General features: G+C 43.4%; 6 protein-coding genes, 2 tRNA genes and 2 rRNA genes. All 10 read right to left on the bottom strand.

Translation table 11 applies throughout. The annotated features are described in order from the left end of the window. Window positions 1–188 precede the first annotated feature (188 nt). The 10 genes from ilvA to STRCR_RS02905 all read right to left on the bottom strand — a co-directional run bounded on the left by ilvA (window position 189) and on the right by STRCR_RS02905 (window position 13207). A complete protein-coding gene (gene ilvA / locus STRCR_RS02960) occupies window positions 189–1439 on the bottom strand; it encodes a threonine ammonia-lyase IlvA (RefSeq protein WP_004228343.1) in 1251 nt (416 codons plus the stop codon). Window positions 1440–2338: 899 nt separating this feature from the next. Next, window positions 2339–2800 carry a Fur family transcriptional regulator gene (locus tag STRCR_RS02945; protein ID WP_004229109.1) on the bottom strand — a complete coding sequence of 154 codons (462 nt, stop codon included), beginning with the start codon at window positions 2798–2800 and terminating at the stop codon, window positions 2339–2341. Window positions 2801–2877: 77 nt separating this feature from the next. Continuing rightward, window positions 2878–3309, bottom strand: a complete 432-nt coding sequence (locus STRCR_RS02940) for a CoA-binding protein (RefSeq protein WP_040804386.1) — start codon at window positions 3307–3309, stop codon at window positions 2878–2880. 29 nt (window positions 3310–3338) lie between these two features. Then, the gene (polA, locus tag STRCR_RS02935; RefSeq protein WP_004227465.1) at window positions 3339–5972 is read right to left on the bottom strand and encodes a DNA polymerase I; all 2634 of its coding nucleotides are present in this window, start codon (window positions 5970–5972) and stop codon (window positions 3339–3341) included. Between the two features lie 392 nt (window positions 5973–6364). Further along, on the bottom strand, window positions 6365–8101 hold the full coding sequence (locus STRCR_RS02930) for an ABC transporter permease/substrate binding protein (protein ID WP_004228880.1): 1737 nt from the start codon (window positions 8099–8101) through the stop codon (window positions 6365–6367). Then, a complete protein-coding gene (locus tag STRCR_RS02925) occupies window positions 8102–9298 on the bottom strand; it encodes a quaternary amine ABC transporter ATP-binding protein (RefSeq protein ID WP_004228652.1) in 1197 nt (398 codons plus the stop codon). A 257-nt stretch (window positions 9299–9555) separates the two neighbouring features. Next, window positions 9556–9629: transfer RNA gene (locus STRCR_RS02920), tRNA-Asn, on the bottom strand. A 5-nt stretch (window positions 9630–9634) separates the two neighbouring features. Further along, window positions 9635–9750: ribosomal RNA gene (rrf, locus tag STRCR_RS02915) — 5S ribosomal RNA — on the bottom strand. Between the two features lie 129 nt (window positions 9751–9879). Continuing rightward, window positions 9880–12780: ribosomal RNA gene (locus STRCR_RS02910) — 23S ribosomal RNA — on the bottom strand. A gap of 354 nt (window positions 12781–13134) precedes the next feature. Continuing rightward, window positions 13135–13207 (bottom strand) — tRNA-Ala (locus STRCR_RS02905). Window positions 13208–13360: the final 153 nt, after the last annotated feature.

Raw genomic sequence — 13360 nt, 5'->3', positions numbered from 1 at the left:
TACTTTCCTTTCGTAAGGTACTAAGCCGTTAACTAACTCAAAGGAAAATAATGAAACTAAGGCTGATACAACAAGTATCTAAGAAGCTTCATCTTTTTCCACAGAGTTATAGGCAAGTTTCATTAAAATAAGATATTCAGACCTAAGTTCCCTTATCGGCCTGTCAAACTTCGTGTCATCGCACACGATCAAACCAGCATATTATAAAGACTTTCGTTACCATGCAGGTTGATATAATTAGGATCAAATCCAGCCAAGCGACTCAACAGGCCATCATAATCATGCTTGTCAGACAAGGTTACGCCCACCAAGCAGGGCCCTGTTCCTTTGGCAGCCCGCTTAATGTATTCAAAACGCGTGATATCATCATTTGGCCCTAAGATATTATTAACAAACTCTCGTAGTGCACCCGGCCGTTGGGGGAAGTTGACAACAAAGTAATGCTTAACCCCATCATAAATCAGGGCTCTTTCTTCCATCTCCTGCATGCGGTTAATATCGTTATTTCCTCCCGAAATAATGCAGACCAGAGTCTTACCCTTGATAGCTTCTTTGAGAACTTCTAGAGCTGCAATTGAAGCCGCTCCAGCCGGCTCAGCGATAATGCCTTGACGAGAATACATATCGATTAAGGTTTCGGAAATCAAGCCTTCATCAACACCAACTAACTGATCGACCGTCCGGCGGGCCACTTCATAAGCCTTTTGTCCGACCTGCTGAACAGCAATCCCATCTGCAAACTTATCAATATGTTCCAGTTTAACAGGATGCCCTTTATCGAAGGCTGCCCGCATACTACGAGCACCATTGGATTCAACACCAACCACCCAAATGTCAGGCGACACGTCCTTCATATAAGTTGCCACACCAGCAATCAAACCACCGCCGCCAACAGGTACTAGGATACTGTCAAAATCAACGCCTTCGTCCTTAGCTTGCTCATAGATTTCATAGGCAACGGTCCCTTGCCCGGCCTGAACATTGTCATCATCAAAAGGTGGAATGAAGGTACGCCCCTGAGCCTTGGTGAATTCTTGAGCCGCTTGTGCCGAAGCATCAAAGGTATCACCAACCAGTTGGATATCAACATAAGCTCCACCAAAAAACTTAACTTGAGTAATCTTCTGTTGAGGGGTAGTGATAGGCATAAAAATAGTAGCTGAAATCTTCATTTCATTACAGGTATAGGCCACGCCTTGGGCATGGTTCCCAGCCGAAGCACAGACAACACCGTTGGCCTTGTCTTCATCTGATAGCTGGTGGATAGCATAGTAGGCTCCCCGCAGCTTAAAGGAGCGGACCCTTTGCATATTTTCCCGCTTGAGATAGATAGTGGCCTGATACTTTTCCGACAGATAGCGGTCAAACTCCAGCGGTGTTCGCTCAACAACATCCTTGAGAACATCATGAGCTTTTACAACATCAGTTGCTGTTATCATAGACTCTCCTTTTTACTATTGTCTAAATTTTCTGTAGATTCATTATAACATAAAAGCTAACTGAAATTAAGGGAATTCCCTGAAATCATGAAAAGGGTAAGAGAAAAAGCCCGAGGCGTAATCCTCAAGCTTAGACTTGAATTTTTTTCTAGTCTTGACAGGCACCCTTCTTTGGCAAGAAGTGGACCAATGGCTTTGCGAGTAGCATTATTATTATCAATTTCAAGCAGCTTAATTTGAGCCTTTTCCTGCACAGTTACTTGCACCTGCTTGTCCTAAGCTACTTGATTATCGTCAGCTTACCTACGCCAGTACTGACTGCGCTTTGTCACCTTGTTTATTTTTGATTTCCTTTGAGTAGACTAATTTGGAAACTACGCCTTTCATAATTGATACTGCCACAAACCAACTCAGATTAGCCATTTTAAATTTTTGGAGTAAAATTTTAGGGCTTTTTTGTGTGGTTTCCATGAGTTTAGCATAGCAGTTTTGGTTATCGAACAAATCTAGTATTAAACCATTCCTTTAGACAATTAATCCTTTACCACCAACTTCATCCTTAAAATCATTGATGGTCGCTGAATTTAGTTTAATACTAACGAGCCTAACTGAAACCTTAGCAATATTCGCTGGAATAGACACCTTCAAAGGGACAATTAGTAAGATTAGGCGAGCTAGGAGAAACTCTCTCTATCAATATAGCACCTCAATTCAAAGACTTTGTACTGTACTAGTAATTGATTAGATAAAAGCCTTCACTTTTCATTAATGACAGCATTTTACTTTCATTTTAGTAAAGCTATTTAAGACTTTTTGAGTATAGTTAGAAGTATCAAATAATTTCTGAGAATCTCCTAAAAAAATAAAAAGCCAAGAACTTTTGTCCTCAACTTCTACTCTTAGATAGTACTAGCATCCTCTTCCTGACAATCTGGAAAGAGCCCATAGAGCATGACCTGACTGCGAGTAACCTTATAGCCCGTCTGCTGACTGGCTTCCTGATACATATCCCTCAAATCACCATCCAAAAAATCAGTAATCTTCCCACACCGCTCACAGGCAATGTGAACCTCATGATGGCCTAAAAAATCATAATAGGTCGTACTGTAGTTGCAGAGTTTGAGCTCTGTCACAAAACCCTCATCAACCAAAACCTTGAGATTATTATAGACCGTTGCCAAACTCATACTGGGGTACTCTGGCAAAAGATCCTCATAAATCATTTCTGCACTGGGATGACTTTTGGTGGCAATCATATAACGAATAATGGCTTTACGGGTTTCTGTAATCCGTATATGCTTACTTTTTAGGTGCTCTAGAACAGTCTCGTAAGCTTCTAAAGCCATGCGATCGTTTTCCATCGCTACCTCCTCTTAATCAGTCATTACTTGAGTTTATTATAGCATAAAGAGTCGGACCCTCACCAAATGAGCCTAACTTAAGCTATAAGTCGACCATATTCTATTTTGATACAGCGATTCATGACAATCTTCTCACAACCGGCTTGGCGCAAGAAGGCCTCAGCATCCTCAGCTTCCAGCCCTAGTTGTGACCAAAAAACATCTGCATCTGCCTGAACAAAGTCATGAGCTACATCAATCAAAAACTCACTCCGCCTAAAGACATCAACAATATCAATATGAACCGAGATATCCTGCAGAGAAGCATAGACAGTCTGCCCTAGAATTTCTTGGCCAGCCAGCCTAGGATTAACAGGCATTATCTGGTAACCTGCCTCCTGCATGACCTTAGCAACTTTATAGGCAGCGGTCTCAGTCCTATCGGAGAGTCCTACAACCGCAATCGTCTTAGCCCTTTGCAGATAGGACTTAATGGTATCATCGTTAGGATTTGTAAAATGATAAGTCATAAAAACCACCCTTTCTCATTAGCAGCTTCTTATTTTGCTTCGTACCAGGTTTTTCCGGTATTTTCATCAGCCAAGAGAGGAACCGCCAGTTCAATAGCCGACTCCATGGTTTCCTTAACTAGCTGCTTGATAGCAACCAGCTCCTCATTAGGCACTTCCAAAACAATCTCGTCGTGCACCTGCAGCAGCATTTTAGTTTTAAAACCACCTGCTTCCAAGGCTTGATCCAAATTAATCATAGCAATCTTGAGAATATCAGCCGCACTACCCTGAATAGGGGAATTGATAGCTGTTCGTTCAGCAAAATTACGGATATTGAAGTTACGTGAATTAATATCTGGAAGCATCCGACGTCGCTTAAAGAGGGTCTCAGCGTAGCCCTTGTCTCTTGCCTCACGCACCACTCGCTCCATGTAATTTTTAATGCCAGGAAAACGTTCAAAATAGGTGTCAATATAATGCTTGGCCGCCTTGCGACTGATACCTAAGTTCTGGGACAATCCATAATCAGAAATACCATAGACCACACCGAAGTTAACTGCTTTGGCATTGCGGCGGTCATTAGGAGTAACATCCTCAGGTCTTGCAATATTAAAGACCCGCATAGCTGTCGCCGTGTGAATATCTTCGCCATTCTTAAAGGCCGCTATTAAATGCTCATCACCCGAGATATGGGCCAGTACTCTCAGCTCAATCTGCGAGTAGTCCGAACTGAGGAGGACACTATCTTCCCATTCAGGCGTAAATGCCTTACGAATCAGGCGACCTTGCTCTAAGCGCACCGGAATATTTTGCAGATTCGGATCAACACTGGAAAGACGTCCGGTCTGGGTCAAGTCTTGCAGATAACGGGTGTGAATTTTCCCATCATCCATGATAAAATCCTGTAGACCGACCACATAGGTTGACTGCAATTTAGCTATTTGTCGATATTCCAAAATCTTAGCCACAATCGGAGCATGTGGAGCCAGCCGTTCTAAAACATCGACAGCTGTTGAATAACCAGTCTTAGTCTTCTTGGTCATCGAGGTTGGCAATCCCATCTTTTCAAAGAGAATCATTCCCAGTTGCTTTGGTGAATTAATATTAAATTCTTGACCAGCCAGATCATAGATTTCCTGGGTTAGAGACTTGAGGGTTACCTCATTTTCTAGCTCCATATCCCTCAGGGTCTGGCGGTCAACCTTAATCCCAGCAATTTCCATCTTAGCCAGAACGTTAGCTAAAGGTAATTCCATCTCAAAGAACAGATTAGATTGGTCATGCTCAGCTAATTTTTCCTTGAGAATAGGCTCAGTCTCTACTAGGACTTGAACTTTAGTCGCCAGATGTTCAAAAAGAAGGTCGTCCTCAGGTACCGCCTTCTTGGCTCCCTTGCCGTAAACCTCTATATCTTTAGCTAGAGGTGTTTGCCCATAGAGACTGGCAATAGTGGAAAGTTCATTATCCTCCACAGTAGACAACAGATATTTTGCCAGACGACTGTCAAAATCAGCTGTCAGCAGCTCAAGTCCTAAGTGACTCAAAAGAACCTTGGCACGCTTGAAATCATAGGTTTTGATTGGCTTAGAAAGGGCTTGGATAAAAAGCTCATCTTTGAGCAAATCTAAGTTTTTGCTGACATAGATAGCCTGATCATTACCCCAAGCAAAGGCTAGAATATCCTCGCGGTGATAATTATCATTAAAAACTTCAAAATAAAAGAATTGATCAGGCTCAAACATAGCAGGCTCAAGTTTATCAACAACTTGATAATTGATCTCAACCTGTTCGACCTCTTCTTTGAGCCCCAAGTTTGCCCTAAACTGTTTAAAATCCATCTCATCATAGAACTTAGCCAATTCGTCCAAATGAGGTCCCTTGTAAAGCGTATCATCTAAACCAATTTCAATCGGTGATTGAGTATTGATGGTTGCCAAAGTCTTGGACATAAAGGCCTGATCCTTATCATTGATGAGATTTTCCTTCATCTTAGATGGCTTGAAGCTATCAATATGGTCGTAAATGGCTTCCAAACTACCATACTCCAATAGGAGTTTGAGCCCTGTCTTTTCGCCAATCTTAGTTACACCAGGAATATTATCCGACTTATCCCCCATCAAGGCCTTAAGATCAATAAACTGGGTTGGCGTAATGCCCATCTTTTCCATAAGATATTCAGGCGTATATTCTTCAAACTCAGCCACACCCTTGCGAGAAATCTCGACCACCGTATTATTATCGGCTAGCTGAATCAAATCCTTGTCCCCACTGACAATAGTCACATCAAAATTGCCATTTTCAGCCAACTTATCCAAGGTTCCGATAATATCATCCGCTTCATAATTTTCCAAATCATAATAGGCAATACCAAGATGATTCAACATCTCCCGAATATAAGGAAATTGCTCACGAAATTCATCTGGCGTCTTATCACGACCACCCTTATAATCGGCATACATATCTGTCCGAAAAGTGGTCTTACCCGCATCAAAAGCCACTAGTACATGGGTCGGCTCAATCCGCTTCATCATATGGTCCAGCATGAGATGAAAACCATAGATGGCATTAGTATGCAGACCAACAGGATTTTTAAACCGTTCAATTTGATTATAAAGAGCAAAAAAAGCCCGAAAGGCGATGGAAGACCCATCAATCAATAGTAATTTATTCTTATTAGCCATGCTCCTATTATACCACAGAAGTTCCACCATAAAGCAAACACAAGCAGGCCCAAACAGAAGAACAAGAGGCTATAAATCACTAATTAGTATTTTCACCTAAAAAAGAATTTAGTTACTGCTGGCTCTTCCCAGAGATTATGAAAACACCTGACCCTATACAAACTAAATTGAGACTTACATACGTTGCCTATTGCAACGACATCACATTAAAAATTGATTCCTAAAAACCAAAAAGGAAGAGCCCTGCTATAACAGGACCCCTCCCCGGAGATTATGAAAAAGAAAAGTTTATTTAGGATACCTATAGTATAACTAGAGTTACTTAAATAGCACTTAAATATTTAACTAATAGGTTCACTAAAAATCAATTATACAAAAAGTTGACTTTCCTCTTATTTGGACCACTCGGCTACTTTATCCTTATTATTTTTAATCCATTTTTGAGCTGCTTTAGATGGCGATGTCCCATTGCTAATATCTAGCATAACAGATTCCATATCATCAGAAGTCCAATGGAAATTATCAATAATCTTGTAAGCACCTGCATTATCCTGTTTAAGATTCTTGCGAGCGATAGTATGGATATCTTCAGATTTTCCAAAGACACCTTTTGGATCTTCTAGAAATTTCAAATCATATTTAGCAAAAATCCAGTGTGGCTTCCAAGCAGTGATAACAATATCCTCTTTATTTTTTAACGCCTGTTCAAGACTGGTAATCATCGCCCCAGTGGATGAAGAACTTACTTCCCAATTAGAGAGATTGGAATACTCTTTTTGTGCCTTCTCGGCACTGGTCACAATACCTGCTCCAGGTTCAATACCAGTGATGGTTGAATCAGCTTGATTAGATAAATCTTCAATACTGTTGACATCAGTCATATATTTAGGAACAGCTAAACCAAGTTGCGTTCCCTTAAGATTGACACCCAAGTCATCCAATTGATTTTTATACTTATCATACTGAGCCTTATGAGTAGTTGGCAGCCAAGCTGAAACAGAAGCATCAACACTACCGTCAGCAACCGATTTCCAAGCAATGGCATTATCCAGAGGCTTGATTTCAACATCATAGCCTTTTTCTTTGAGAACTTCAGCTAAAACATTAGTCGAAGCCACTTCCGAATCCCACTCTACATAAGCCAAGGTAACCTTTTCCTTATGTGGACCCATATGGCTAGCAACTGTTTGTGCAATTCCCGTAGCAAGAAAGGCTATGACCAATACGGGAGCTATCCATTTCTGCCATTTGGGCTTGCTTGCTTGCTTTTGACCAACCGGTGCATTTAATTTTTGGGTAAAACGATCAATAATGATGGCCAAGATTACCAGAGCCAAACCATTGACAAAACCGTTACCAATTTCTGCGTGCTGCAGGGCCGAAAGAACTCCATTACCAAGGCCAGGAGCCCCGATCATAGAAGCCGTCACCACCATAGACAGAGCTAACATGATGGTCTGGTTAACCCCAGCCATAATCGTACTCTTAGCCAGTGGCAATTCAACACCGAATAACTTTTGCCGACTGGTACTACCGAAAGCATCCGATGCCTCAACCAGCTCGGTAGGAATTTCTCGAATCCCAAGATTGGTCATCCGTACTGTTGGTGGTAAGGCGAAGATAACCGAAGCAAAAACCCCAGGCACCATACCAATACCAAAGAAAGCAACCGCTGGAATCAAATAAACGAAGGCCGGCATAGTTTGCATAAAGTCTAGAATTGGATTAATAACCTTTTTGGCTGTCTCACTCTTAGCCATCCAAATCCCCAGCGGAATCCCGATCAAAATCGAAATCAAGCTGGACAATAGTACCAAGGTAAAGGTATTAATCAAATCTCCCCAGAGTTCCTGATTATAAATATAGAACAAACCGATAGCTGTTAAAATCGTAAAGCCCCATTTTTTAGAAACTAGATAAGCCAAAGCCACGATGAGAAGCATCAAAATCCAAGGATTGATGAAAGTCAATGTATTGGAAATAAATCCCATAAGGCCATCACCAATGATTTTTAGAACATTGAAGAAACCAGCAAAAGTTTTAGTCAGCCAGTCAACAAAAGAATCCATATAATTAGAAATAGGTAATTTCCCAATTCCTGCTAATAATAAGCTTTTCAAACTTCTCACCTACCCTTCTACTTCAATACCCTGTTTGGTAAGGGCCTCAATCACACGACCCTTAATAATAACGCCAACAGGACGCTTGTTCTCATTTAAAACAGCAATCGGAGCTGCTGAGTCATAAATCAATGGTAAGATATCCGTCAACACCATATCCTGAGGCACCGTCCGAATATTAGGATCAACAACATCAGCTAGTTTCTTACCTGCCTTACGAGCATCATACGCTGCATCAGCCGAGATAACTCCCAAGAGCTGACGCTTCCGATTAGTGGCTACCAACATAGAAACTTCTTCCACATCCATCCGCTTCAGAGCCACATTTGGTCCATCAACATCAACATTGGCCGTAATTGGCTTAATCATAATATTTTGAGCCGTCAGAACCTTAGAGCGGTCGACATCTTCGACGAACTCTCTGACAAAATCATTAGCTGGCTGTGTCAAGATTTCTTCACCTGTACCAATTTGCATGATTTGACCATCCTTCATCAAGGCGATACGGTCACCAATCCGCAAGGCTTCATTGAGATCGTGAGTAATAAAGATAATTGTTTTTTGAACCCGATCCTGCAAATCTAGGAGCTCATCCTGCATTTCTTTACGAATCAAAGGATCCAAAGCAGAGAAGGCCTCATCCATCAAAAGAATATCAGGATTATTGGCAAGTGCTCTAGCCAAACCAACCCGTTGCTGCATCCCACCGGATAATTGATCAGGATATTGATCCTTAAAAGGCAAGAGGTTTGAATTATCCAAGGCCTGTTCAGCCATTTTTTCCCATTCTTCCTTAGGCACCCCTCTCAATTCCAAACCATACTCAGTATTTTCCAAAATGGTCTTATGCGGAAAGAGACCAAAATTCTGGAAAACCATATTAACCGAATGGCGGCGAACCTCTCGCAGTTCATTAGCAGTCATTTCAGAAACATTCTGACCATTAATTTCGATGGCTCCAGAAGAAGGTTCAATCAGACGATTAATTAAACGAATCAAAGTAGACTTCCCGCTTCCAGAAAGTCCCATAATTACAAAGATTTCACCCTCTTGAACCTCAAAATTAGCATCATAAACACCGACTGTGCAGCCAGTCTTCTCTAAAATTTCAGTTTTACTTTTTGCCTCTTTGACCATCTGGAGAGCAGCCTTTTGCTTTTTCCCAAAGATTTTGGTTAAATGGCTAACTTTTAAAATCGTTCCCATATATCCCTTATCCTTTCTTTTTACAAAATATCTATATATTCTAAATATCTATTAATTAGTAGGCATCTATATTATTGTACCAAAATCATAGCTATTATTAAATAAAAAATGGTTACAAGTTAGTTACCGATGTCCAACAACGATAAAACTTCCCGCCAAGTGATGGCAGCACTAAAGGCTGGTGACACTCCCAACCTCGCTTGGCTAACTAAAAAAAGAAAGAGTTCTTAGAAGAACTCTTTCAAGTGATATCTCTACTCCGCCAGTAGGACTCGAACCTACGACATCATGATTAACAGTCATGCGCTACTACCAACTGAGCTATGGCGGATCAACGCTAAGCGACTCCCTTATCTCACAGGGGGCAACCCCCAATTACTTCAGGCGTGCTAGGACTTAACTGCTGTGTTCGGCATGGGAACAGGTGTCTCTCCTAGGCTATCATCACTTAACTATGAATGGGTTAGGTGGGAAACGTCGTTTCCTGATTCCCCAACCCAAACAATCCTCTGGATTGTTTGTGCACTCAAAATTGAATACCTATCTATTGTACCAAGCTCAACCTCTCGCTGTCAATACCTTTGGATAAGTCCTCGAGCGATTAGTATTGGTCCGCTTCACATGTCACCATGCTTCCACTCCCAACCTATCTACCTGATCGTCTCTCAGGGCTCTTACTGATATAAAATCATGGGAAATCTCATCTTGAGGGGGGCTTCACACTTAGATGCTTTCAGCGTTTATCCCCTCCCTACATAGCTACCCAGCAATGCTCTTGGCAGAACAACTGGTACACCAGCGGTAAGTCCACTCTGGTCCTCTCGTACTAGGAGCAGATCCTCTCAAATTTCCTTCGCCCGCGACGGATAGGGACCGAACTGTCTCACGACGTTCTGAACCCAGCTCGCGTGCCGCTTTAATGGGCGAACAGCCCAACCCTTGGGACCGACTACAGCCCCAGGATGCGACGAGCCGACATCGAGGTGCCAAACCTCCCCGTCGATGTGAACTCTTGGGGGAGATAAGCCTGTTATCCCCAGGGTAGCTTTTATCCGTTGAGCGATGGCCCTTCCATGCGGAACCACCGGATCACTAAGCCCGACTTTCGTCCCTGCTCGAGTTGTCGCTCTCGCAGTCAAGCTCCCTTATACCTTTACACTCTGCGATTGATTTCCAACCAATCTGAGGGAACCTTTGGGCGCCTCCGTTACCTTTTAGGAGGCGACCGCCCCAGTCAAACTGCCCGTCAGACACTGTCTCCATTGACGTTTAGCCAATCGGGTTAGAGTAGCCATAACACAAGGGTAGTATCCCAACAGCGCCTCTGCCGAAACTAGCGTCCCGGCTTCTATGGCTCCTACCTATCCTGTACATGTGGTACAGATACTCAATATCAAACTGCAGTAAAGCTCCATGGGGTCTTTCCGTCCTGTCGCGGGTAACCTGCATCTTCACAGGTACTAAAATTTCACCGAGTCTCTCGTTGAGACAGTGCCCAAATCATTACGCCTTTCGTGCGGGTCGGAACTTACCCGACAAGGAATTTCGCTACCTTAGGACCGTTATAGTTACGGCCGCCGTTTACTGGGGCTTCAATTCATACCTTCGCGTTACCGCTAAGCACTCCTCTTAACCTTCCAGCACCGGGCAGGCGTCACCCCCTATACTTCATCTTGCGATTTCGCAGAGAGCTGTGTTTTTGATAAACAGTTGCTTGGGCCTTTTCACTGCGGCTGACTTTAAGCCAGCGCCCCTTCTCCCGAAGTTACGGGGCCATTTTGCCGAGTTCCTTAACGAGAGTTCGCTCGCTCACCTGAGGCTACTCGCCTCGACTACCTGTGTCGGTTTGCGGTACGGGTAGAGTATACATTAACGCTAGAAGCTTTTCTTGGCAGCGTGACATCACTCACTTCACTACTAAACTTCGCTCCCCTTCACAGCTCAACGTTACAGAACTAAGCATTTAACTCAGTTCACGCCTCACTGCTTGGCCAGACACGTCCAATCGTCTGGTTGAGTTAGCCTTCTGCGTCCCTCCTTCACTCTATACTCTAGTACAGGACTATCAACCTGTTGCCCATCGGATACACCTGTCGGTCTCTCCTTAGGTCCCGACTAACCCAGGGCGGACGAGCCTTCCCCTGGAAACCTTAGTCTTACGGTGGACAGGATTCTCACCTGTCTTGCGCTACTCATACCGGCATTCTCACTTCTATGCACTCCAGCACTCCTCACGGTATGCCTTCATCACACATAGAACGCTCTCCTACCATCCCTTTCGGAATCCACAGCTTCGGTAAATTGTTTTAGCCCCGGTACATTTTCGGCGCAGGGTCACTCGACTAGTGAGCTATTACGCACTCTTTGAATGAATAGCTGCTTCTAAGCTAACATCCTAGTTGTCTGTGCAACCCCACATCCTTTTCCACTTAACAATTATTTGGGGACCTTAGCTGGTGGTCTGGGCTGTTTCCCTTTCGACTACGGATCTTAGCACTCGCAGTCTGACTGCCGACCATAAATACTTGGCATTCGGAGTTTATCTGAGATTGGTAATCCGGGATGGACCCCTCACCCAAACAGTGCTCTACCTCCAAGATTCTCAATGTCGACGCTAGCCCTAAAGCTATTTCGGAGAGAACCAGCTATCTCCAAGTTCGTTTGGAATTTCTCCGCTACCCACAAGTCATCCAAGCACTTTTCAACGTACTCTGGTTCGGGCCTCCAGTGAGTCTTACCTCACCTTCACCCTGCTCATGGGTAGGTCACCTGGTTTCGGGTCTACATCATTGTACTCACTCGCCCTATTCAGACTCGGTTTCCCTACGGCTCCGTCTCTTCAACTTAACCTCGCACAATAACGTAACTCGCCGGTTCATTCTACAAAAGGCACGCTCTCACCCATTAACGGGCTCGAACTTCTTGTAGGCACACGGTTTCAGGTTCTCTTTCACTCCCCTTCCGGGGTGCTTTTCACCTTTCCCTCACGGTACTGGTTCACTATCGGTCACTAGGGAGTATTTAGGGTTGGGAGATGGGCCTCCCAGTTTCCGACGAGATTCCTCGTGTCTCGCCGTACTCAGGATCCTGCTAGGCTTATAAACGATTTCAAATACGAGGCTGTTACTCTCTTTGGCGACCCTTCCCAGAGTCTTCTTCTATCATCTATAAGTCCTCATTGCAGTCCTACAACCCCAGAATGTAAACATCCTGGTTTGCCCTCTTGCCCTTTCGCTCGCCGCTACTCAGGCAATCGCTTTTGCTTTCTCTTCCTGCAGCTACTGAGATGTTTCAGTTCACCGCGTCTTCCCTCAACTAATCTTAACAATTAGTGATGACAACCTGTAGTTGCCGGGTTCCCCCATTCGGATATCTCTGGATCTCTGCTTACTTACAGCTCCCCAAAGCATTTCGTCGTTAATCACGTCCTTCATCGGCTCCTAGTGCCAAGGCATCCACCGTGCGCCCTTATTAACTTAACCTTATTAATTAACTCATTAAATATTTACAGCGTTTCGGTTTATTTTCTTGTTACTATTTGATAGATATTCAATTGTCAATGGACAAGTGCATGATATCAAGATCCGGTGCGACCTGTCGCAAAACTTGCGTAGAATAAGGAGACAACCAACGACGTGTCGCTAAGACACTAGGTGGTTTTGACTTATTCCTAGAAAGTTTAGGATCGTATTCTAATATCAGCTTATCTAGTTGAACACGAGATTAATTTCTTAGGAAAAAAGATAAATCTCCTTGTGTGCAAGACACACTGCGTCGATTTCCTATTTTTCTACAGAAATTTCGGCAAGCCGAACATCTCTTTGTATCCTAGATAATGGAGCCTAGCGGGATCGAACCGCTGACCTCCTGCGTGCAAAGCAGGCGCTCTCCCAGCTGAGCTAAGGCCCCACAAAACCTCTGAAAACTAAATAGACACTCCCCAAAACGTGCTTCCGTAGCTAAATAAGGGTACCATTAACCTTATCGGCTAAATTGTACTCGGGCTAAAAGCTTGTGATTTAGATAAACCACCTTGTATGCAAGCATACTGCCTTGGTTTCC

The organism is Streptococcus criceti HS-6, assembly GCF_000187975.2.
Lineage (GTDB): Bacteria > Bacillota > Bacilli > Lactobacillales > Streptococcaceae > Streptococcus > Streptococcus criceti.
This window is presented reverse-complemented; position numbering and strand designations above follow the sequence as displayed.